The sequence below is a fragment of the Archangium violaceum Cb vi76 genome (genome assembly GCF_000733295.1).
Classification (GTDB): Bacteria; Myxococcota; Myxococcia; order Myxococcales; family Myxococcaceae; genus Archangium; species Archangium violaceum.
The window spans coordinates 64,211-86,855 of the sequence record NZ_JPMI01000129.1 but is presented as its reverse complement, the minus strand read 5'-3'; the positions used below and the strand labels follow the sequence as shown (position 1 = coordinate 86,855).

Below are 22,645 nucleotides of genomic sequence, written 5' to 3'. Positions count from 1 at the left end.
GGCGGCGGAGCCGTTTCGGACGATGATCCAGGACTTCCTCTCCCGTCCCCTCGTCTTCTACGCGTCGCTGGCCGTCCTGGTGCTGGCGACACTGGGGCTGCTCGTCATGGCGCCGGCCGCCGCGCTGATGCCGGTGGCGGGCGTCGTGGGCGGGTGGTGGTTGTGCCAGCAGAAGATCCGCACGCTGGCGCTCGCCATCTTCGCCGCGGCCGTCACGGTGGACCTCGTCACCGAGGTGCCCTACGAGGGCCACTGGCAGTCCCCGCTGTACTTCCCCGGCCTGCTGCTCTTCACCAAGCCGGGCATGTCCCTGCCCCTCATCGACGTGGCCACCGTCGGGCTGCTCGGGCTCAACGCCTACCGGCGCGCCATGGGCATCACCATCGACGGCCCGCCCACGCCGCCGCTGCCCAAGCCGCTCGTCCTCGGGCTGCTCGCCGTGCCCGTCACCATCCTCTGGCTGCAGGTGTGGGGCATCTACATCAACGGCGGCAACTCGGTGGTGGCCAAGTGGCAGTGGCACCAGATGCTGTCGCTGTCCCTGCTGGTGGCGCTCTTCAACGTCGCGCTGCGCGGGCCCGAGGACTTCCGCACCCTGGGCCGCATCGTCGTCGTGGGCTGCTGCACCAAGGCCTTCCTGGGCGCCTTCTTCATCCTCACCATCGCCCGGCCCCGCGGCCTGTACCACGAGTACGCCACCACGCACTCGGACACGGTGCTCTACGTCACCGGCCTCGTCACCGTCGTCACGGCGTGGATGGAGCAGCCCATCCGCAAGCACTTCTGGCGCATGGTCTGGGTGTGCGCCGTCATCTTCATGGGCATGCACTACAACGACCGGCGCCTGGCGTACGTGAGCTTCACGTTCTCCCTCATCGCCATCTACGCCGTCAGCCCCTGGCACTGGGTGAAGCGCTACGCCACCCGCGCCGGCCTGATGCTCGCCCCCCTCTTCCCCTTCTACCTCGCCATCGGTTGGTCCAACCCCACCGGCATCTTCGGCATCGTCGGCGTCTTCAAGTCCCTGGTGGAGGGCGAGAACCTCCAGAAGGGGCAGATGGACTACCGCGACATCGAGAACCTCGACGTCGTCTACACCTGGGAGCAGAACCCCCTCATGGGCACGGGCTGGGGGCACCCCTTCCTCGAGAAGATCAAACTGCCCGACATCTCCCACGCCTTCGCCGACTACCTGTACCACCCCCACAACTCCGTCCTCGGGATGCTCGCGTATGGCGGGATTCTCGGCTTTTCGGGCTTGTGGGCCTGGGTCTCCGTCACCATGTTCCTCGCCGTCCGCGCCTACCACCGGGCGCATGAGCCGGAGGCCCGTGCAGGTGGATTGGTGGCGATGTCGGTGATTGTGGCCTATACCAACCAGTGTTTCGGAGACATGGGGAGCATCAGCTGGCTGGGCACCGTCCTCGCGGCGATGGCGGCGACGTGCGCCGGGAAGCTCGCGACGGTGACGAATGCGTGGCCGGCACCTCAGCGTCCGAGAAACGCAGTCTCGGCGCCCGAGAACTCAGCCAGCCCGGCAGGAAATCTGGTATGATACCGCACCGCAAACCGAAGAGGCCACGGAAATACGACACTCGGTTCCAGGGACCTGTCGCTTCCGAGATGCCAAACGCCCGGCAACGCGGTAACATGGCATTGCCCATGTTCGAGCCTCACGACAAGAAGACCAAGGGTGGCTCTCGGGGCGGAGGTCCGAATCCCCCGGATCAGCGGCGCGTGGTGCAGCCGCTGTCGGTGATTCGAGGCAACCGCCCTCAGCCCACTCCTGCGTCTCCGTCCGCCCCCGCACTCAACGGGGAAGGCACGGCCGAGGTCGTCGAGCAGCAGCAGCAGCAGCCCGTTGCGCCGCAGAAGCCCACCAGCTCCGCCCCCTCCAGCACCCTGCTGCACCTGTGGGCGATGCTCAACCAGCGCGGCCGGTGGTCGTCGCTGGTGGTGGTGCCCTCGCACGAGGGCGGCTCCGGACTGCAGGTGGCGCAGGCCATCCTCGAGGTGGCCAACAAGCAGGGCAGCACGCCGGTGCACTTCCTGGATGCCGAGGGCCTGGAGATCGGCGCCGCCCAGCACGTGGTGGCCGAGATGATGGCCTACGTGGAGCAGGGAGACCGGGTGGTGGTGCTGCTGGACTCCGTGGTCGCCAACCCCGTGGGCCTGGAAGTCGCCCTGGCGGCCGAGCGGGCGCTGTTGTGCGTCTCACTCGGCACTTCGGATTACACCTCCGCTCGCCGTACGCTGGACCTGATTGGGAAGGAGCGCTTCCTCGGAAGCGTTACCCTCCAGCCCACGTCCGGAGCTCCGAAGAAATGAGCGCAGCCAACGGCGCCTCTGGCGCCGCCGTTCCACCTCGGCCCGTGGCCTCGCGCCCGCGGCTGAGTGTCGTCGTTGCCACCTACAACCGCGTGGACCTCATCCAACGCCTGCTGGGCCAGTTCGCCCGGCAGACGCTGCCCGCCTCGGACTTCGAGGTGGTGGTGGTGGATGACGGCTCGCGCGAGCCGGCGGCGCCCCACCTGGAGAAGCTGACGCTCCCCTTCAGCCTTCGCGTGGAGACGCAGGCCAACGCCGGCGCGGCGGCGGCCCGTCACCGCGGCGTGCTCGCGGCGCGCGGCGAGGTGGTGCTCATCACCGACGACGACATGCAGGTGGCCGAGGACTTCCTCGCGAAGCACCTGGCGCGTCACCCGCGTGGCTCGCGCAACGTCGTCATCGGCGGCATCCGCCCGGATCCCGCCATCTCCGACATGCCGCTCTTCGAGCGGTGGTACGCGTGGCTCAACAACCGCATCGCCGCGAGCATGAGCGGCCCCAAGCGGCGCGCCCACGGCTGGCAGCTCTTCACCGGCAACGTGTCGTTCCGCCGCGAGGACTACGTGGAGGCCGGCGGCTTCGACAAGAGCCTGGGCCAGTCCGAGGACATAGAGCTGGGCGTGCGCCTGGAGAAGGCGGGCTGCCGCTTCGAGTTCTGCACCGAGGCGTACGTGCTGCACGGCTCGGATCACACCAGCTTCGAGAAGTGGCTGAAGCGGGCGCACCGCTACGGCATCTTCGACTCGCGCGTGGCGGCGAAGCACGGGGACGTGCCGCAGGTGGACCCGTGGCGCTACCTCTTCGAGATGAATCCGCTGGCCCGGCCGCTGCTGGCCGCCGCGGTGGTGGCGCCCGAGGCCACCCGTCCGGTGACGCAGGCGGTGATGGCCGCGGCCCGGCTCGCGGACAAGGCGGGCCTGAAGAAGGCGGCCTTCATGGGCACCTCGGTGACGTACGCCATGGAGTACCTGCGCGGCGCGCGCACCGAGGCGGGCTCGCTCCCGAAGGCGGCGAAGCACGTGGCGCGCTATGCGCTCACCGCCGGCCGGCCCGGCCAGGTGCTGAAGCTGGCGAAAGCCCTCAAGGAGGATGCGCTGCAGGTGGCGCGCTCCGAGTATGGCCAGCCCGGCCTGAAGTCCGTGGCCGCCATGGTGCTCACCTCGGACGGCTACCGGGTGCTGGCGCTGCAACGGCTGCGCGAGGCCGCGCGCGGACTGGGCATTCCGCTGGGCAACCACGCGCTGCGCGTGGCGCAGACGGCGGTGCTCGGCGTGGAGATCGGCAAGGACGTGGAGCTGGGCAGCGGCGTGTACTTCGTCCACAGCCTGGGCACCGTGGTGGGCGGCGACGCGAAGGTGGGCAACCGCGTGCGCTTCTACGGCAACAACACCGTGGGCACCGCCAAGGACGACGGCTACCCCGTCATCGAGGATGACGTGTGGGTGGGTGCTGGCGCGCGCATCCTCGGCCCCATCACCGTGGGCGCCCGCTCGCGCATCGGCGCCAACGCGGTGGTGCTCCAGGACGTGCCCCCGGACAGCGTGGCCGTGGGCATTCCCGCCCGCATCATTCCCCGCAAGGACGTGGACGGCGAGTGATGCGGCGGTCCGGCCGGAGCGGCGCTTTCACGCATGGCAGGAGGGCCCGGGCGGCCCTGCTGGCCGGCGTGTACCTGTGCGTGCCCGTGCTGCAGTCCTGCAAGCAGAACACCTCCGAGGCGGCCACTTCCAACACCGCGCCGTCCGCGCCCTCGGGCGTCTACAACATCCCCCCGCTCACCGAGCCCGCCTGGGCCGGTGGCCTGCAGGAAGGTTGGAAGGACGAGGGCTGGTCCGAGAGGGACCCGAAGCACCAGGGCAGCGCGAAGATGCGCATGGCCAACCTGGGCGGCTTCATGCTGCGGAAGAAGGGCATCCAGGGCGACTTCGGCGGACTGGCGCTGCGCTACAAGGCGCCCTCCAGCTTCGGCGACTTCCTGGAGGTGCGGCTGGACTCGGAGGGCGAGACGCTCTTCCCCCGCGTGCGCGTGGACGGCAGCCACGTGGCGCGCCGCGAGGGCGAGTGGGTGCAGCTCTTCGTCCCCTTCGAGAAGCTCAACCCGGAGAAGGTGCCCTTCAGCCGCATCGTCATCCGCGCCTACAAGAAGGTGGGCAACGACTGGGTGGAGATGGACCAGGTGGGCCTCACCGCGCCCGGCGGCATGACGCCCGCGGACGGCAGCAGCGCCCTGGCGATGACCCCCCAGCAGCCGGGCGAGGCGCCGCGAGCCGTCGTCGAGCCCGTGGAGCTGGCCTATGACAACGGCCTGCAACCGGGCTGGGATGATCGCGGCTGGTCCGAGCGCGAGCTGAAGGGAACCACCCCGGCGAAGCTGCGCATGGCCAACCTGGGCGGCTGGATTCTCTACAAGAAGGGCCTGGGCGGCGAGTACGGCGGCGTGGCGCTGCGCTACCGGGCCCCCTCGGGCTTCGGAGACTTCCTCGAGCTGCGGCTGGACACCGAGGGCGAGACGCTCTTCCCCCGCGTGAAGCTGTCGGACGCGTACGTCACCGCGCGCGACGGCGACTGGACGCAGGTGTTCGTCCCCATGGAGGAGCTCAACCCGGACAAGCAGGCCTTCACGCAGATCGTCGTGCGCGCGCACAAGAAGGTGACCGGGGAGTGGGTGGAGCTGAACCAGGTGGGCTTCGCCCGGCTCGTCACCAGCGCCAACGTCGGCACCTTCCCCGTCGCCGTCGCCGGTGGACAGCCCGGGCCCAAGGATGCGTCCGCGGTGGGCGGTGGCCGCGTGGCGCTCGGCGACGCGAAGACGTCCAAGGTGGTGGTGGACTGCACCCAGCCCGGCCACCCCATCAGCCCGCTCATCTACGGCATCGCCTTCAACAACCTGCGCGAGCTCAAGGACAGCCACCAGTGGGAGCTCGGCGCCACCGCGCGCCGCTGGGGCGGCAACCCCACCTCCCGTTACAACTGGAAGCTGGGCAACGTCTGGAACACGGCCAACGACTACTTCTTCCGCAACATCATCCTCGGCACCAGCCCCCAGTACACCTACGAGAGCTTCCTCCAGGCCAACCAGCAGCGCGGCCTCCAGTCCGCCCTCACCGTGCCCATGCTCGGCTGGGTGGCCAAGGACTCCACCTCCGTCGGCTTCCCCAAGTCCCTCTTCGGCGCGCAGCAGAAGATGGACCCGGACGTGACGGAGGCCGGCAACGGCATCTCCCTCTCCGGTGAGGGCCTCACGCCGCTGCCCCCCGCTCAAACGAGTGTCGAGGCGCCTCCCGCCTTCATCCACGCGTGGGTGCGCTCCATCCGCGAGAAGGACAAGACGCGCGGGCGCGGCGTGAGCCAGTACATCCTCGACAACGAGCCGATGCTCTGGAACACCACGCACCGCGACGTGCACCCGGAGCCCGTCACCTACGACGAGCTGCTCGAGCGCACCATCGCCTACGGCACCGCCGTGCGCCAGGCGGACCCCGAGGGCCTCATCGCCGGCCCCGCCGAGTGGGGCTGGACGAACTACTTCAACTCGGCCGCGGACGTGGCCCCCGGCGGCAACAAGAAGGACCGCAAGGCCCACGGCAACACGCCGCTCATCGCCTGGTACCTCAAGAAGCTCGCCGAGCACGAGAAGCAGACCGGGGTGCGCATCCTCGACGTGCTGGACCTGCACTTCTACCCGCAGGGCGACGGCATCGGCTTCGAGGAGCGCGGGGCGACGGACCCGGACACGTCCGCGCGGCGCATCCGCTCCACGCGCGCGCTGTGGGACCCGAAGTACAAGGACGAGTCGTGGATCGACGACACGGTGGAGCTCATTCCGCGCATGAAGCGCTGGGTGGCGGAGAACTACCCGGGCCGTGGCCTCTCCATCGGCGAGTACAACTTCGGCGCCACGGGGCACATGAGCGGAGGCCTCGCGCAGGCCGAGGCCCTGGGCCGCTTCGCCGAGCACAACCTCACCTCGGCCTTCCTCTTCACCTACCCGCCCAACCGCAGCCCCACCTTCTGGGCGTTCCGCGCCTTCCGCAACTTCGACGGCAAGGGCGGGCGCTTCCAGGACCACTACGTGCCCTCGCGGTTCGAGAAGGCCGCGGACTCGCAGGGCATGTCGCTGTTCGCCTCGCGCAGCCCCGACGGCAAGCGCGTGGTGGCCATCGCGCTCAACCTGGAGCCGGACTCCGCCCGCAGCACCCAGGTGGAGTTCAAGGGCTGCGGCAACGTCTCCAACGCGCGGGTGCTCGGCTACGCCGGCGAGCCCTCGGGCTTCGCCGAGCGCAAGTCCTTCTTCCAGGCGGGCAGCAGCATGCAGGTGCTCCTGCCGCCCTGGTCCATCACCGTGCTGGACCTCACCGTCGCGCAGTAGGCCGCGCCCCTCCCCCCCCCACGCAGACCCGCCCACCCGCGCGCACGGTGCGTGCGGACAGGCCCCCCTCTTGTCTTCAGACGAGCACTCATGGCATACGCCGCGAGCCATGAAAAACCATATCTACCAGATCAACAGGCAATCAGAATCCAGGAATGGAAGCCGGGCGCGCCGGGTGGTGGCGGTGGCGTCGGCGGTGTCGGCGCTGGGCCTGGGCTGTGGCGAGGCCCCGCCGGTAGTGCCTCCCGCGAGCGAGCCGCAGCTGGGCTCCCAGGAGCAGCGGCTGGAGCACGTGGTGGTGCCGGTGAGCATCAGCACCGAGGCGGTGCTGGGCCAGGGCCGCAACAGCATCACCCACGAGTTCCGCGGCATGTGCGTGTCCGCGCCCACGGTGAACATCCCCACCCAGGAGGCCACCATCCGCTTCGACAGCTCGTTCTCCCGGGACGAGACGAGCGAGATGCTGGGCTTCAGCGTGGAGGCCAAAGCCAAGTTCGCCAAGTGGGGCGCTAGCGCCCGCGCCAAGTTCTCGCGCTCGCTGGAGAGCAAGACGTACTCCATGACGAAGGTGTACGGCGCCGACTACCGGTTGGAAACGCGCAAGCTGGACGAGTCCCAGCTCAACTGGCTCGTCTCGCCCACGGCCTCCGACTGGCTCACGCGCTGCGGTGACGAGTTCGTCATGCAGAAGCAGGTGGGCGGCCAGCTCTTCCTGCTCTACCGCATCGACTTCGACTCGGTGGAGACCAAGAGCGAGTTCCAGGCGGCGGTGGGCGCCAACTGGGGCGCGGGCGAGGTCAACGCCGAGGTGCAGAAGATGGCCCAGCAGTTCCGCGGCCGCGCCTCGGTGCACGTGGAGGCCTTCCAGTCCGGCGGTGACGTCACCCAGCTGGGCAACATCTTCTCGGGCATCGGCGGCACCGTGGAGCCGGGCCGGGCCGCCGTGGACTGCAACATCGACAACCTGACGGCCTGCGGCGAGTTCATGCGGCTGGGCCTGGCCTACGCCACCGCGCAGACGCCGGACGCCTTCCAGCCCACCCTGCGCGCCAACCCCGCCGACCGCGCCTACCTGCTCAAGGACTGGAGCGTGCTCGGCGTCCCCATGCCCCCGCGCATCGTCACCACCCAGATTCAGTACGCCCGCCGTCACCTCGAGGAGCTGTTCGACCAGCAGTTGGAGATCCAGGACCGCATCCAGACGCTGCGCCGCAGTCAGTTCCCGCTGCGCACCGAGGTGCAGGCGCTGATGCAGCAGTACGACTCCGAGTCCCAGTACAACATCAGCCTCATCCTGGCGGCGTCGCAGAAGTGCTACGATCTGCTGACGGACATGAACAACGCGGCACAGGTGGCCGCGTGCGTCAACGGCGCCCAGGAGAGCAACATGCCGGGCTTCAAGGCGCTGGACATCCGCAAGCTGGACCTGCGGCTGCCCTACACCTTCGGCGGCATGTACCAGGTGGATGACTCCCAGACGCCCCGGGTCATTTCGATTCCGTTCGGCGGCAGCATCACCATCCCGCCGGCCAACGTGGCCAACCCGGCCACGGGCGGCCTGAGCTGCCCCGCCGGCTTCCAGCCCTATCGCTACGGGCGCATCCTCACCCCGGGCACCGGGCGCGGTGGCAACCAGTACCTCTGCCTGGGCACCACCACCGACACCTCGCTCACCTGGCACTTCGCCGGCGCCTACCAGAAGGACACCGACGGCAACTACCCGACGGGCAACCCCTACTTCCCCATCACCATCTCGTTCCCCACCAAGAAGACCATCTACCTCACGTCCTGCCCCAGCAGCTCGGCGCTCAAGATGGGCTCCGCCCAGGTGCCCACCACCGATGGCAGCACCATCGCCGTGGAGAAGTTCCTGTGCAGCACCATGACGTGGACCACCGGCTCGATGAAGTTCGCCGGCATGTACCAGCTGGACCCGTGCGGCTCCGACAGCGTGCCCAATCACTTCACCGGCAACATGGGCTGCCCCGCCGGCTTCATCGCCATGAAGTTCGGGCAGGTCATCACCCCCACCTCACGCTGCACGGCCACGCAGTACCTCTGCAAGTCGCAGTACTGAGCGCCTCGCGGTAGCGGACGCTCCTCCAAGAGCCCTCCCGGCCCGCTCCGGGAGGGCTCTTTTCCTGTCAGGTGCGCGCGGGCCGAGCCTGGGCCAGCGCCTCCACCTGCTCGTCCGTCAGCTCCAGCTTCTCCTCCGAGCCACTCCACACGAAGGGAATGCCCGGCTGGCGGTAGTGCGCGGCGGGAATGTCCTTCGCCATCTGCGCGTGCAACTGCGGCAGCTTCGACCAGTGCAGCGCCTGCTTCGCGTGGTGCGCGGCGTGGTAGCCGAGGTTGCCCGTCATCAGGTTGTAGCCCCGGTGAAGGATGTTGTACGAGGCCTCCGCGTGCTCCCGCGTCTCCAGCCCCACGTGGTGGAAGTACGTGGCCCAGGCCGTCACGTACAGCGACGTGACCATGGGCAGCAGGAAGACGAACAGCGCGTTGAACCAGTTGTGCCAGAACAGCACGCCCAGCAACGCGAGCTGCAGCACGCCCATGACCAGGAAGACGCGCAGCGCCTTGGGATAGCGGAGCCCCACCTGCCAGGCCCGCGGATAGGCCGTCAGCGTCGTGGTGAGCGAGTACTCCACCTCACCCATGGTGCTGCCGTCGTCGCGCTTCCAGCGTGACTCGTCCTTCTCCTGGTCCAGGTAGTTCACGTGGTGGCCCACCACGTGGTGAAGGAACCACGTATGGGACGTCACGCCCGTCTGGAAACCGAAGATGAGCTCCAGCAGCCGGTTGAGCGGCGCATGGCGGAACATGTTCAGGTGCTGGTGGTGGTGGTTCCACGCGCTGATCCACCCTTTGGGGATGATGCCAATGCCAAACCACAGAATGGGCAGCCACCAGCTGCTCGCCATGAAATACACCGTCAGGTCGAGCGCGAACACGCACGCGAACAGCAGGACGGGGATTCGATCCTCGGGGTGCCGGAACAAGGTCATGATGGGGCGCGCAGGATACACAGCGCCCGGCTGGATTCCCAAATGAGGAGATTCCGGTAAAGGAGCGTACAGCGGCCCCTCAGGCCGGCCGCTGGGGCGCGGAAGCCGGAGGTGGGGCCTTCCGAGGCAGCGTCACCACGAACTCGGTGAACCGGCCCTCCTCTGACTCGAATGTCAACGTGCCCCCGTTCGCCTGCACGATGATGTTGTGGCTCAGCGACAGCCCCAGCCCCGTCCCCTTCCCCGGCGCCTTCGTCGTGAAGAACGGGCTGAAGATGCGCTCCCTCGCCGCCGCGGGTATCCCCGTCCCGTTGTCCCTCACCCTCAGCTCCATCCTGTCGCCCACCAACCGCGTCGAGACCGCAATCACCGGCGTGTACCCCGCCCCCTCCCGGGCCTTGCGCGCCTGCACCGCGTGCAACGCGTTCTCCAGCAGGTTGATGAGCACCCGGCCAATCTCGTCCGCCACCAACTCCGCCTGCCCCAATGACTCGTCGTAGTGCGTCTCCAGCTTCACCCCGCTGGCCGCGCCCATGCCCCTCCCTTGCAGCGCCAGCGCCGTGTACTGCCGCACCAGGCCATTCACGTCCACCGGCTGCCGCTGCCCCGTCCCCGGCCTCGAGGAGTGCTGCAGCATCGCCTTCACGATTCCGTCCGCCCGCCTGCCGTGCTCGTGGATCTTCACCGCGTTCTGCCGCAGGTCCTGCACCAGCTCCCTCAGGTACTCGTAGCTGGACGGAGACAGCCGCTCCTTCTGCTCGGTGAATTCCCGCCCCAGCTCCTCGCCCAGCTTCACCGACAGGTCCGCGAAGTTGTTCACGAAGTTGAGCGGATTCTTCAGCTCGTGCGCGATGCCCGAGGTGAGCATCCCCAGCGAGGCCAGCTTCTCCTGCACCACCAGCTGCCGCTGCGTCTCCTTCAGCCGCTCCAACGCGTCGGAGAGCTCCCGCGTGCGCGCCTTCACCCGGCTGTCCAGCGTCTCGTACAGCTTCGCGTTCTCGATGGAGATGGCCGCCTGCGCCGACAGCAGCTCCAACACCTGGCGCAGCTGCGGAGAGAAGGCGTTGGAGACCAGCTCGTTCTCCAGGTACAGGATTCCCACCAGCTTCTTCTGGTGGAGGATGGGCTGGCAGAGCACCGACTTCGGCCGGTGCCTCGCCACGTACGCGTCCGAGATGAACGCCCCGCTGTTCGCCGCGTCTCCCAGCACCACCGCCTGGTGCGTCCTGCGCACGTACCGCACGATGGCCTGTGACACGTCCTCGCGTTGCTCCACCGGCTCGTGCACCAGCTCGATTCCACCCGGGCCCGCCACCACGCCCAACGCGGACTCGCCCTCCACCATCAACAGGCCCCGGCGCGCTCCCGCGTTCTCCAGGACAATCTCCATCAGCTTCTTCAGCAGCCCGTCCAGGTGCACCTCGCCCGAGAGCGCCTGCGAGGCCTTCAGCACCGACAACAGGTCCAGCGCCGAGCCCACGCTCTCCAGCTCCTTCACCGTGTCCGTCTGCCGCGTGTCCATCCGCCGCGCGTTGTGCCTCGCCATCACCACCATGGCGAGCTCCGGGTGCCGGCGCTCCAACTCCTGCACCTTCGCCTTCGCGCCCCACAGCTCGTACAGGAGGTGCGCCTTCTCCAGGAACAGGCCCGCCAGGTCCAGCTCCCCTCGGCTGGCCGCGAACTCGGAGAAGAGCTCCGCCGCGAGCGCCTCCTCGTTCCGGTACTCGTTCTCGTGGGCCAGGGACATCGCCTGGTAGTACAGCTCCCGCGCCTTCTCCGGCTCGCCCAGCACACGCGCCCGCTCCGCCCTCACCAGGCTCTCCTTGTGCGCGTGGTTCATCGGCGCGTGCGCGGCGAAGACCTTCAGCCGCTCCAGGTTTCCCTCCACCCGCTCCAACAGGAGCCCCCGCGTCCCGGGCGAGGCCTCCGCGTAGTTGGCCAGCACGGCCAGCGAGTCGAATAGCAGCGCGGCGGGCACCTGGAACTGGCCCACCAGTCCGTTGAGCTGCGTCCTCAATGCGTCCGCGTGCTTCAACGCCTCGGCGCGGCGGCCGAACAGCAGGCACAGCTGCAGCTTCCACAGGTACGCACTGCCCAGGCCATACGAGTCCCTCGCCTCCTGGTGGAAGGCGAGCATCTCCTCCTCGTCATACGCCTCGCCCACCAGACGGCAGGGGTCCTCCGCGCGGCCCATCAGGTTGAGGACGACCTGGTGCACCGCCTTCGTGTAGTTCAGCGCGGGCTCGTGCCGCAGCTGGGCGAGCGCCGGGATGCTGCCCGCCGTCACCAGCTCCACCTGTGCCAGCTCCACTCCCCCCAGGTAGAGCTGCGTGGCCTGGGACACGAGCGAGTAGCTCGCGAAGTCCAGGTCTCCCGTCTCCAGCGCCGTGCGGTAGATGTCCTTGAAGGCCCGCACGCTCCTGCGCACGTGCTCCTTGTGGTGCGCGATGTAGCAGGAGACGATGTACTCGGTCCGGGCCTCGTAGTTCCTGGCGTCGTAGCGCGCGAGCACCCCCGAGGCGAGCTTGCCGAACTCGTACCCGTCGTCGATGCGCCCCAGCGCTCCACACAGGATGATGGCCCAGGAGGCATAGCCACTCGCCGACGGGCCCGCGTTGCCGTGCTCCACCGAGTACGCCACCTGCCGCACCGCCAGCAGCGGGAAGAGCCCCGGGTCATACAGGTACGACGTCGGAATCGTCTTGGCCAGGATGCGCAGCACCGCCACCTTCACTGGATCCGTCAGCGCCGGCAGCTCCAGCAACGCGCTGATGGGCCTGCCCGCCAGCACCGCGTCCAGCTCGCCCACCGCCGCCAGGAGCTCCGCCTCGGTGGGCGTGTCCGGGAAGCGCACGCCGAGCACCTCGAGAATCCCCAGCGCGGTGCGCACCGCGTCCCCCAGCCTGTTCTGCGCGTTGAACGCCTGGATGCGGATCTCCGCCACCCTCACCCGCAGCAGCACGTCCTCGTCGTGCGCCAGCACCTCGTGCGCGTAGAGGTCGATGCGGTTGAACTCCTTGTTGAGGTAGCTCACCTCGGCCGCCTGCAGGTGGAGCTCTATCGCCAACGCGTGCCGCCGCTGGAAGCCGTCCTCCCCCAACAGCGCGATGCCCTTCTGGAGATAGCTCATCGCCGCCGCGTACGCGGTGGAGGCCTTCGCCTTGCGCGCGGCCGCGAGGTTCAACTCCGCGAGCTCGTCCCGCTCCTCCCGTGACTCGATGAGCGAGGACCCCACGTCGAGGTGCCCCACCAGCGAGAAGAGCCGCTCCTCGCGCTCCTCCTCGCTGGCCCCTCGCAGCAGTTGCCGGCCCACCTGCAGGTGCAGCGCGCCCCGCAGCGGCGGAGGAATGAGCGAGTAGGCCGCCTGCTGTACGCGGTCATGCAGGAAACGGTAGGAGACCTCTTCACCACCGAACCGGTACGCGCCATCCAGCGGCAGGACGAGCCCCTCCTTCAGCGCCGGCCAGAGCGCCGTGGCGGCCTCGGAGGCGGGCACGCCCAGGCCCACCGCGAGCGTCTGGAGCTCGAACACGTTGCCGATGCACGCCGCCACCCTCAGCGTGTGCTGCACCGGCTCGGCCAGACCGCGGAGACGTCCCGCCATCAGGTCCACCACGTTGTCCGTCATCTCCATGCGGGAGATGCGCGCGGCATCCCACTCCCACCGGCCCGCTCGCGTGTCGTAACGCAGCTCGCCCCGCTCGTGCAGCGACAGCAGGAACTGCCCCAGGAAGAACGGATTGCCCCCCGTCTTCTTCAGGCACAGCTCCGCCAGCGTCACCACCTCGTCGCGCCCGCACTGCAGCGTGTCCACGAGGTACCCGATGACGTGCTCCCGCCCGAGCGGCCCCAGCGATATCTCCCCCACCGTCGCGCCCTGCTCGCGCATCCCCTCCACGGTGACGAGCAGCGGATGGCCCGCGTCCACCTCGTTGTCGCGATAGGCGCCCATGAGCAGCAGGTGCCGCGTCTCCTCGTCCGTCATCAGCCGCTCCAGCAGCCTCAGCGACGGCAGATCCGCCCACTGCAGGTCATCCAGGAAGATGGCCAGCGGGTGCGCCGCGTCCGCGAACGCCCGGAAGAAGCGCTCGAAGGTGAGATTGAACCGGTTCTGCGCCTCCGTCGGCGACAGCTCGGGCACCGGCGGCTGCTCGCCAATGACGAGCGCCACCTCGTGGATGACGTCGATGATGAGCTGCCCGTTGGCGCCCACCGCCTCCAGCAGCCGCTCCTTCCACCGGAGCAGCTCCTCCGCGGGCTCGGTGAGCAGCTGCCTCACCAGCTCCTGCACCGCCTGGATGAGCGAGGCGTAGGGGATGTTGCGGTTGAACTGGTCGAACTTGCCCGAGATGAAATAGCCCCGCCGCTCGACGATGGGCCTGTGCAGCTCGTGCACCAGCGCGCTCTTGCCGATGCCCGAGTAGCCCGCCACCAGCAGCAATTCCCTGCCCCCGCTCGCCACGCGCTCGAAGGCCTCGAGCAGCCGCTGGGACTCGCGCTCGCGGCCGTGCAGCCGCTGCGGCAGCCGCAGCACGTCCGGCACGTCGTTGCCACCAATGGGGAACGCGGCGATGGCCCCCCCGGGGCCCAGGCGCTCCAGGCACCGCTCCAGGTCCGCCCGGAGCGTGAAGGCACTCTGGTAGCGATCCTCGGCGTGTTTGGCCAACAGCCGCAGGATGATGTCCGACACCACCGCCGGCACCGAGGGGACCAGCTCGTGCGGCGGCACCGGCACCTGGGCGATGTGCGCATGCACCAGCCCCATCGGGTCCGCCGCCATGAAGGGCAGCCGCCCCGTCGCCAGCTGGTACAGCGTGACGCCCAGTGAATACAGGTCCGTCCGATAGTCGATGGCCCGGTTCATCCGCCCCGTCTGCTCGGGCGAGATGTACGCCAGCGTCCCCTCCAGCACCCGCGGCCCCACCTGCGCCGGCACCTCGCGCGACAGCTCGGTGGAGATGCCGAAATCAATCAGCTTCAGCGTGTCCGAGTCCGGGTTGTAGAGGATGTTCGAGGGGTTGATGTCCTTGTGGATGATGCGCCGCTGATGCACGCCCCCGAGCGCCTCCGCCAGCCGCGCGGCCAGGTCCAGGAAGCGCCTCGGCCCCAGCGGCCCGGCGGCGAGCAACTCCGACAGGGGCCGGCCACCGAAGTCCTCCAGCACGAGCGCCACGCCCTGCCGGAACTCCTCCAGCCCGAGCGCCTCGATGACCCCCTCGCCGCGCGCCTGGCGCGTCATCCGGAACTCATACCGGAAGCGCGCGAGCTGCTCGCTCGTCGGATACTCCGCGTGGACCAGCTTGAGCACCACCGGGTGGCCGTCCGCCTCGCGCACGGCCCGGTAGATGAGGGAGTGCCGACTCTCGAAGAGCTTCTCCCGCAGGCCGTATCCCGCAATCACATGGCTCTTCATGGTCCACCGTCCCCGCGTACCGCCGGGCATCTGAAATCGAGTCGGTATCCGAAGCAACGACCCGGCTCCATGGCTGCTCCTCATGCCTGCCCGGGCACCTGGCTTGCGTGAAACTGTTCTCCTTCCTACAGTCCACCACCGGCTGGTTTACACGGCAAAGAAATCATTGACATGACCAATGTTTTGAAGAGGGCGCAGCTCTGGCTGTTCTCGTACGCATGGGCCTGGGCGCTGTGCCTGGTGTTCTCCCTGAAGCGCGAGCGGATGTCCCACAACAGTGGCATCACCGCGCGGGGGCGCATCCGCATCACGACGACACCCGCCTTCCCCGCGCACGACTTCTTCCAGCCCGGCCGCGAGTTCAAATGCCGCGTCCGGCACGCCTCGGCCTCCTACGAGGACGACACCATCATCCAGGTACGCGCCGCGTCATTGAAGTTCGCGGACAGTGACTACGACAGCCCCCTGGACCTCGAGCTGAACACCGGCACCATCTCGCTGTTCTGGACGGCGCGGAACTTCGCCGAGTTCGCCCAGCAGCGCCGCCACCGCGTCAACGAGCTGGCGTACTGGAATTACTACGACAAGTACCCGCGCGGACTGCTCGCCGCCGAGGACGGCATCCGCAAGTACCCGGCCTCGTTCGCACGGATGTACTACCACTCGCAGACGGCCACGCGCTTCGTCGGCGAGGACGGCGTGCTGCGCTACGCCAAGTACCGCCTGGTTCCCGCGGACGGCGGCCCCGAGACGGGCCTCATGACGAAGGACGAGCTGCGCAACCGCTGGAAGGAGGCGCTGGAGCCCGGTGAGACCCGCGCCCCCGACTACCTCCGCCAGGAGCTCGTCGACCGGCTCGCTCGCGGCCCCATCACCTACTCGCTGCAGATTCAACTCCACACGCCCCAGCCGGACGACAGCCCGGAGATCCTCAACTGCAACGTCGCCTGGGACGAGGCCACCCATCCCTATATGGACCTCGCCACGGTGGAGCTCGAGTCCATCCTCCCGCGCGCGGAGGGGAACCAGATGCGCTTCTCGCTGCTCCACCACCCGCCCTCCCTCGGCCTCCTGCCCTCCGAGCACATGGACGACTACAACTCGCTCAACTACATGCGCGCCCGGTCGAACGTGGTGAAGGAGTTCCGGGTCTACCTCACCAAGGCCTGGGGCCCCCGGGAAGCGGAGCAGGGGGAGCGGCCGGAGACCGTGCGGGGCTGACCTGGCGCCTCCTCGCCTGCCCCACCCCTCCGGACGAGACCGCCGTTGAGCGGGGCACCCATGCCCCCTCGCGCTGCTCAACAGTGGGCGCCGTGCCCACCCGCTCCCTGTCCGTGTGTGATGGCGCCTCTACCTTCGGTGCCAGCGAGGCACGCAGGGGGATGGCATGGGCAGATGGCAGGACACCGTGGACACCGTCCAGAAGCTGGCCCGGAGCAAGGAGATCGAACAGTTCCGCATCGACGCCGCCGACTTCCTCTCCGCCCGGGAACGGGGTGAAGCGGCCGGCACCCGCATCGAGCAGATGAGCGCCGCGCTCGAGGACTCCGCGGAGATCGTCAACCGCAGCTTTCCCCAGCGCGACGCCCACTCGGGCCAGTACACCAACGTCATCTCCCCCGTCGTCATCCCCAAGGACCACCGCTCCTACCTCTGGGCCGCCCTCGTGCTGGGGCTGGTGGTGCTCGGACTGACGGGCGCGGGGCTGACCTCGGCGCTCGGGGGCCTGCCCGGCTTCGGCAACCTCTCCACGGTGCTCTTCGGGCCCCACTACTGGCTGGTGGTGCTCGGCTACGCGGCCTTCGGCCTGTGGCGCAACAGCTTCGTCAAGGTGCCCGACGGCTGCCAGGCCCTCATCACCCGCTTCGGCAAGCTGGAGGAGATCGCCGGACCGGGCCGTAAAACCCTGCTCAATCCGTGGAAGCGCGTCAGCTACATCATCAACACCACGCGCGAGTACCCCTACAACGCCCCCATCCGCGAGGCCCCCACCGCCGAGCGCGTCAACGCCTCGGTGGACCTGTTCCTCCAGTTCAAGATAGAGGACCCCGCCCAGTTCATCTTCGCCCTCGGCGGCGCCAACGGCTTCTCCGAGAAGCTCCAGAACGCCATCAGCGAGGTCACCCGCGCCCTCATCTACGAGCAGAAGGCCGAGGACATCTACGATCTCATCGGCGAGAGCACCCAGGCGATGCTGGAGAGCCTCAACCAGCAATTCCTCCCCGCCGTGCGCTTCGTCAACGCCAACATCACCCACGCCGAGCCCTCCAGCCAGGGCTACCGCATGGACCTCGCCGCGCCCGAGATGGTCCGCGTGGCCAAGGAGGCCTACACCTGGCAATACGAGCTCAAGCTGCGCAAGGAGCAGGACGAGGGTGACCTCAACCGCGAGCTCGCCTCGCTCCACGAGACGCTGTCCGCCATCCGCGCGGAGATCGCCACCTACCAGGCGCAGATCGACACCGCGCGGGAGAAGGAAGTCCACCGCGCCAACGCCTACGCGCGCCAGCTCCTGAGCGAGGCCGAGAGCGCCGCCAAGGCCAACGCCGCCCTGTTGGAAGCCCAGGCGCTCGACATCCGCGCCGTCAGCAGCGCCTCGTACCCGGAAATCCTCCAGTACCGCTTCCAGCAGGACGTGCTCGACCGGCTCGAGGCCGTCTCCGCGCACCTGCCGCAAATCATCGACATCGGCGTGGAGGAGGACCAGCGCATCGACTACCTGGAGACGGCGCGGCACATGCTCGGCATCTCCGACCAGGCGCTCTACAGCGAGGCGGACATCCAGAGCATCCGCGCTCGCACCCGGGACATCCAGGCGCGCATCCAGGCGCGTGAGCGGCAGTTGCGGGAAATGGCAGCGGGAGCCCCCTCGGGTGAGACGGCTCCGGGAGGTCCGGCATGAGCGCCCCGGTGAAGCGTCAGGAGTTCTCGAAAATCAAGGAGGCCGTCGCCACATGGGGCCGCATCCGCCAGTTGCTGCGCTCGGGCGAGGAGGGACAGGTCGTCCCCGTCGTCATCCCCAAGGACCGGCGCCGCTACGGTTGGCTGCTGTTCGCCGCGCTGGCCTTCTACCTCGCGGGCATCGCCCTCTTCGCGGACCTCGGGTTCGTCCGCGCGTTGGCGGGGCTGGGGGCCTTCGGCTCGCTCGTGCTCGCGCTGCTGTGGCTGTGGCGGGGCTCCATCGTGGAGATAGAGCAGGGCACCACGGGCATCCTGTCCCGCTACGGCGAAATCGTGGGCACGCTGACGCCCGGGCGGCACTACCTCTGGCGGCCGTGGGAGAAGGTCGAGGCCGTGGTCGATACCTCGACGGAGGTACCCTACACCGCGCCCGTGGTGGCCTGCCCCACCAAGGAGAACGTGCCGCTCAAGGCCATCGAGTTCTTCCTCAAGTTCCGCATCGAGGATCCCGTCGCCTTCGTGCGCCACATCGGCGCGAGCAACTTCGACATGGTGCTCAGCAGCGCCGTGCAGGACGCCATCCGCCAGCGCAGCCGGCAGGTGCAGACGGAGCGCGCCTACGACTTGCGCGGCAGCGACGTGGGCGACATGCAGGCCTACCTCAACCGGCAGATGTCCCGGTACGGCGTGCGCATCCTCGGCGCGAACATCCCCGACGTGCAGTTGCCCGACCAGTACCAGGAGCACCTGGCCACCCGGGAGAAGGTCGCCAAGGAGCTGGAGGCCTACGCCCGCGGCTGGGAGCTCATCCGCAAGCAGCGCGCCGACAGCCTGCTCATGGAGATAGAGCGCGCCAAGAAGGTGCGTGATGCGCGGCTCGTCGAGGTCAAGGCCGCCACCAACAAGGCCCGCGAGGACGTGGCCCGCATGCTCCAGGAGAAGGAGACCGAGGCGCAGCGCGTGCGCTGGGAAATCGAGGCGCGCGGCCGGGCCACCCTCAAGGAGGCCGAGAACGAGGCGCGCGGGCTGCAACACCTCGGCAGGTCGTATCAGGACAACCGGGCCGTGCTGCAGTACCAGCTCGCACTGCGGCGGCTGAAGGTCGCCGAGTCCCTCATGCGCCACGCCCCGCGCCCCGTCGTCGTGCGCAGCGGCGGCGGCGAGCAGTCCGCGCTCTCCACCCTCGTGCTGGCTCAGATGCTGCCCAAGATGATTGGCACGAGCACGCTCGGCCTGGGCAACGGGCACGCGGACGGGCAGGCCGACGGACACGCCAACGGCCATGCGGATGGGCAGGGCCTGGGCTCCGGGCATTGAGCCCCGCCCAAGAGGAGCGCGCCGGGCCCGGAGTCGAGCAACTGGTCCGACTGTTGGACCAGTTGGTCCGGCGCGCGCCCGGACCCGGTCTCTCCAAACTTGTCCAACAGTTGGACAAGTTCGTGCGGGGCGTGACCAGGGGGCTGACATGGCATCAGTCGCGGCACGGAGGCCGAGATGGCCACGTGCTACCGTCTGACACATGAGCCCACGGCACGCCCTGCCCTCGCTGCTGGCCCTCGGAGCCGTCACGCTTCCGTCGCTGGCGCGGGCCGAGGTGATGGACAAGGTGCCGCTCCCCTGGGAGTCCCATTTCATCCTCGCCACCGGCATCGTGGCCCTGGCCTGCACGCTCCTGGCGGGGCGGCCCCGGTGGGTCCCCGTCCTGCTCGCCGGGGTGCTCTCGTGTGCCTGGGCCAGCCTGCGCTTCCAGGATGATCTCTACGACCCCTTCGTCGGGCCGGCCATTCGCCATGAACTGCCCTCGGGGACGTACCTGGCCTACCAGTGGATGGTGCCCCTCCAGGCGCTGTTGCCAGCACTCATCACCGCCAGTTACATCCTCGCGCGCCTCCTCCGGCGGGCTCGGAGCATGAGCGCAGCCTGAGGGCCATGCGCACGGCCGCCGCCCCAAAAACAGAGGGGCCCGCGTCCTCCGCGAGCCCCTCCGGGTATCACTTCACGGCAGGTGTCCGGGCTCAGGAGCCCGCGGGCCGGACCCGGGCGAGCGCCGCCGCCACCTGCTCGTCATTCAGCTCCATCTTCTCCTCCGAGCCGCTCCACACGAAGGGAATGCCCGGCTGGCGGTAGAGCGTGGCGGGGATGTCCTTGGCCATCTGCGCATGCAGCTGCGGCAGCTTCGACCAGTGCAGCCCCTGCTTCGCATGGTGCGCCACGTGGTAGCCGAGGTTGCCCGTCATCAGGTTGTAGCCCCGGTGGAGGATGTTGTACGAGGCCTCGGCGTGCTCCTTCGTCTCCAGCCCCACGTGGTGGAAGTACGTGGCCCAGACGGTGAGGTAGAGCGACAGGCACATGGGCAGCAGGAAGACGAACAGCGCGTTGTACCAGTTGTGCCAGAACAGCACGCCCAGCAGCACGAGTTGCAGCACGCCCATGGCCAGGAAGACGCGCAGCGCCTTGGGATACCGGAGTCCTACCTTGTAGGCCCGCGGGTAGGCCGTCAGCGCCGTCTTGAGTGAGTACTCCACTTCACCCATGGTGGTGCCGTCATCGCGCTTCCAGCGTGACTCGTCCTTCTCCTGGTCCAGGTAGTTCAGGTGGTGGCCCACCACGTGGTGCAGGAACCATGCGTGCGAGATGATGCCCGTCTGGAAGCCGAACACGATCTCCAGCAGCCGGTTGGGCAGGGCCTGGCGGAACATGTTCAGGTGTTGGTGGTGGTGGTTCCACGCGCTGATCCACCCCTTCGGAATGGCCATCACACCGAGCCACAGCACGGGCAGCCACCAGCTGCTCGCCGTGAAGTACACGGTCAGGTCGAGCGCGAACACACACAGGAACAACAGGACGGGGATTCGGTCTTCGGGGTGTCGGAACAGGGTCATGCGCGGTGTAAAGAGGGGCAAGGCAGGGGGGGTTCTCCAGTATACAGAACGAACCCACTTGCCGGGATGCCCCCCTTCTAGACCGGATGCGCCAACTCCTCGAAGAGGGTGAAGACGTCGGCGGAGACCCCCCGGTCATCCCACTCTTGTTCCACCTCGAGCCCATAACGCCGCGCGAGGTACTCCGTATACGCACAGGCGAAGAACTCGTCCTCGTTCTGCTTCTGATACGCGGACCCCACGTAACCAGCGCGCTCGGCCCGCCGGAGCAACCGCTGCACCCGGAAGCGGAGCGTGTCGGGACCCGCGATGAGAACGAGGTGCGCGAACTCGTGGGCGAGCACCCACCCGTTCGCCCCGGGCGCCAGGCTCAACAGCCCCTCCACCTTCGCCATCGCCAGATTCCCGTGAGTGACTCCGTGGAGCGCCTCGAATGTCCGATGATCGCCCTCCCCGGCTCGTTCCTCGCGGAGAGAGGCGAGTTCGGGCACGTCCGAGACGCGCACGTCCAGGGGAAGGATCCGGAGGCGGAATCCCCTTGCCGCCAGGTTCGGGAGGAACTGGCGCAAGGGGAGCGCCGAGGCATGCACGACGCGGCGCTCCCGCTCACTGAGGGCTGGCCAGTCCGGGAACACGCGCTCGAGTCCCTCCAGTGGGCCCACGTCCGGCAGGTGCCTCAGGCCTCCGAGGACATCCTGCTGGTCGAGCTCGAGCGCCATGCCCTTGCCGAGGAGAGGCGCGAAGTCACCCGGAGACAGATCGTGCGCCCGCTCGAAGTGCTTCAGGGCGTCGCTGAACCGGCCCTCCCGGAGAGCCACCCCACCCCGCTGGACGAGCCCCACGACATCCGAGGCATCCTCGCGCAGCCGCTCGTCCGCCAGCGCGCGCATCCGCTCGATGGGGAGCAGCGTGAGGCTGGGGGCACGGCACGGAGCCCCCACCATCTGGTGCGCCGCGAGCAGCAGGAAGTTCACGCCCGCGTGCGCGTCCAGCTTGCGCCGTCGTGCCGCGTCCACGACCAACGCCTCGTGACCATGCAGGGAGGCGAGCACCTCCGAGTGGAGTGCCTCCAGTTCCAGGTACGCGTCCTCTCGCACTGCCTGCCCATAGGGGTCGCGACGAATCATCTCCTCGTACAGCGCCATCGCCTGGTCCAGCGGGGGCAGCGCCTCTTCCAGACGCTCCTGGGCGAAGCGGGCCTTGCCGAGCAGACACAGGAGACGAGGCTCCTGAAGCCCCTCCCAGTCCGCCAGGAGATGCTCCGCCTCGGAGGCGCGCTCCAGCGTGATGAGCTGATCGGCCAGCTCGGCCAGCACGTCGACACGGCGGGGGTAACGGAGCCGGAGCGCACGCAACCGCTCGACGGACTCGCGCACCCGGCCCGCCCGGGCTTCGCGCCGGGCCAGCAGCCACGAGATGTCATCGTCCCCGGGAGTGCGCACCAACGCCTGCTGGAGCAGCTCGCACGCGAGCTCAGGCTCGTCCTCGTCGCAGTCCTGGGCCAGTCCGACCAGGGCACTGGCCCGGAGTTGCCCGCCCACGCTGGCGACGAGCGCGAGCGCGTTCTTCCGTTCCCCGGCGACCAGCAGCCGGCGAACCTCACGCGAGAGCCGCCACGAGCGAAACGCATCACCCAGTCCCATGAGCGCTCCAATGCCCGAGTCGGCCCGTGCCCTCAAGTCCGGTTCCATGGACAGGACGCTCAACGCTCGTCGATTGCCGGACGTTGACCGATTCTGGCCCG

At 68.6% G+C, this 22,645-nt stretch carries 13 protein-coding genes; 9 read left to right on the top strand and 4 right to left on the bottom strand.

Annotated elements, in window-relative coordinates:
- The first annotated feature begins 22 nt into the window (after positions 1–22).
- The 5 genes from wzy to Q664_RS19185 all read left to right on the top strand — a co-directional run bounded on the left by wzy (position 23) and on the right by Q664_RS19185 (position 8,774).
- Entirely contained in the window at positions 23–1,555 is a 1,533-nt protein-coding gene (gene wzy / locus Q664_RS19210; protein WP_152622203.1) for an exopolysaccharide repeat unit polymerase, read from the top strand.
- A gap of 95 nt (positions 1,556–1,650) precedes the next feature.
- Entirely contained in the window at positions 1,651–2,328 is a 678-nt protein-coding gene (locus Q664_RS19205; protein ID WP_052518361.1) for a hypothetical protein, read from the top strand.
- Positions 2,325–3,926 carry an exopolysaccharide biosynthesis glycosyltransferase EpsD gene (gene epsD / locus Q664_RS61030; RefSeq protein ID WP_235216773.1) on the top strand — a complete coding sequence of 534 codons (1,602 nt, stop codon included), beginning with the start codon at positions 2,325–2,327 and terminating at the stop codon, positions 3,924–3,926. The genes Q664_RS19205 and epsD overlap by 4 nt, the downstream gene beginning before the upstream one ends.
- A complete protein-coding gene (locus Q664_RS19190) occupies positions 3,926–6,697 on the top strand; it encodes a glycoside hydrolase family 44 protein (RefSeq protein ID WP_052518360.1) in 2,772 nt (923 codons plus the stop codon). Before epsD ends, Q664_RS19190 begins: the two co-directional genes overlap by 1 nt.
- Positions 6,698–6,806: 109 nt before the next feature.
- Positions 6,807–8,774, top strand: a complete 1,968-nt coding sequence (locus Q664_RS19185) for a hypothetical protein (RefSeq protein ID WP_152622202.1) — start codon at positions 6,807–6,809, stop codon at positions 8,772–8,774.
- 67 nt (positions 8,775–8,841) lie between these two features.
- Here Q664_RS19185 and Q664_RS19180 read toward each other — a convergent pair whose 3' ends face one another.
- Both Q664_RS19180 and Q664_RS19175 read right to left on the bottom strand, forming a co-directional pair.
- The gene (locus Q664_RS19180) at positions 8,842–9,705 is read right to left on the bottom strand and encodes a fatty acid desaturase family protein (RefSeq protein WP_043397345.1); all 864 of its coding nucleotides are present in this window, start codon (positions 9,703–9,705) and stop codon (positions 8,842–8,844) included.
- Positions 9,706–9,784: 79 nt separating this feature from the next.
- Positions 9,785–15,106, bottom strand: coding sequence for a trifunctional serine/threonine-protein kinase/ATP-binding protein/sensor histidine kinase (locus Q664_RS19175; RefSeq protein WP_235216772.1), 5,322 nt, complete (start codon positions 15,104–15,106; stop codon positions 9,785–9,787).
- A 183-nt stretch (positions 15,107–15,289) separates the two neighbouring features.
- Here Q664_RS19175 and Q664_RS19170 point away from each other — a divergent pair, with 183 nt between their 5' ends.
- The 4 genes from Q664_RS19170 to Q664_RS19155 all read left to right on the top strand — a co-directional run bounded on the left by Q664_RS19170 (position 15,290) and on the right by Q664_RS19155 (position 19,943).
- On the top strand, positions 15,290–16,339 hold the full coding sequence (locus Q664_RS19170) for a catalase family protein (protein ID WP_043397342.1): 1,050 nt from the start codon (positions 15,290–15,292) through the stop codon (positions 16,337–16,339).
- Positions 16,340–16,505: 166 nt separating this feature from the next.
- Positions 16,506–18,020, top strand: a complete 1,515-nt coding sequence (locus Q664_RS19165) for an SPFH domain-containing protein (RefSeq protein WP_052518358.1) — start codon at positions 16,506–16,508, stop codon at positions 18,018–18,020.
- Positions 18,017–19,336, top strand: coding sequence for an SPFH domain-containing protein (locus tag Q664_RS19160; RefSeq protein ID WP_084610108.1), 1,320 nt, complete (start codon positions 18,017–18,019; stop codon positions 19,334–19,336). Before Q664_RS19165 ends, Q664_RS19160 begins: the two co-directional genes overlap by 4 nt.
- A 202-nt stretch (positions 19,337–19,538) precedes the next feature.
- Positions 19,539–19,943, top strand: a complete 405-nt coding sequence (locus Q664_RS19155) for a hypothetical protein (protein ID WP_043397339.1) — start codon at positions 19,539–19,541, stop codon at positions 19,941–19,943.
- A 91-nt stretch (positions 19,944–20,034) separates the two neighbouring features.
- Here the strand turns inward: Q664_RS19155 and Q664_RS19150 are convergent, their stop codons facing one another.
- Positions 20,035–20,901 (bottom strand): fatty acid desaturase, encoded by an 867-nt coding sequence (locus tag Q664_RS19150; RefSeq protein ID WP_043397335.1) that lies wholly within the window; start codon positions 20,899–20,901, stop codon positions 20,035–20,037.
- Between the two features lie 77 nt (positions 20,902–20,978).
- Positions 20,979–22,592 carry a tetratricopeptide repeat protein gene (locus Q664_RS19145; protein WP_152622201.1) on the bottom strand — a complete coding sequence of 538 codons (1,614 nt, stop codon included), beginning with the start codon at positions 22,590–22,592 and terminating at the stop codon, positions 20,979–20,981.
- Positions 22,593–22,645 lie beyond the last annotated feature (53 nt).

Excerpts from the sequence above, each read along its gene's own strand:
- wzy (WP_152622203.1), top strand. The coding sequence starts at position 23 with ATGATCCAGGACTTCCTCTCCCGTCCCCTCGTCTTCTACGCGTCGCTG.
- Q664_RS19205 (WP_052518361.1), top strand. The coding sequence starts at position 1,651 with ATGGCATTGCCCATGTTCGAGCCTCACGACAAGAAGACCAAGGGTGGC.
- epsD (WP_235216773.1), top strand. The coding sequence starts at position 2,325 with ATGAGCGCAGCCAACGGCGCCTCTGGCGCCGCCGTTCCACCTCGGCCC.
- Q664_RS19190 (WP_052518360.1), top strand. The coding sequence starts at position 3,926 with ATGCGGCGGTCCGGCCGGAGCGGCGCTTTCACGCATGGCAGGAGGGCC.
- Q664_RS19185 (WP_152622202.1), top strand. The coding sequence starts at position 6,807 with ATGAAAAACCATATCTACCAGATCAACAGGCAATCAGAATCCAGGAAT.
- Q664_RS19180 (WP_043397345.1), bottom strand. The coding sequence starts at position 9,705 with ATGACCTTGTTCCGGCACCCCGAGGATCGAATCCCCGTCCTGCTGTTC.
- Q664_RS19170 (WP_043397342.1), top strand. The coding sequence starts at position 15,290 with ATGACCAATGTTTTGAAGAGGGCGCAGCTCTGGCTGTTCTCGTACGCA.
- Q664_RS19165 (WP_052518358.1), top strand. The coding sequence starts at position 16,506 with ATGGGCAGATGGCAGGACACCGTGGACACCGTCCAGAAGCTGGCCCGG.
- Q664_RS19160 (WP_084610108.1), top strand. The coding sequence starts at position 18,017 with ATGAGCGCCCCGGTGAAGCGTCAGGAGTTCTCGAAAATCAAGGAGGCC.
- Q664_RS19155 (WP_043397339.1), top strand. The coding sequence starts at position 19,539 with ATGAGCCCACGGCACGCCCTGCCCTCGCTGCTGGCCCTCGGAGCCGTC.
- Q664_RS19150 (WP_043397335.1), bottom strand. The coding sequence starts at position 20,901 with ATGACCCTGTTCCGACACCCCGAAGACCGAATCCCCGTCCTGTTGTTC.
- Q664_RS19145 (WP_152622201.1), bottom strand. The coding sequence starts at position 22,592 with ATGGAACCGGACTTGAGGGCACGGGCCGACTCGGGCATTGGAGCGCTC.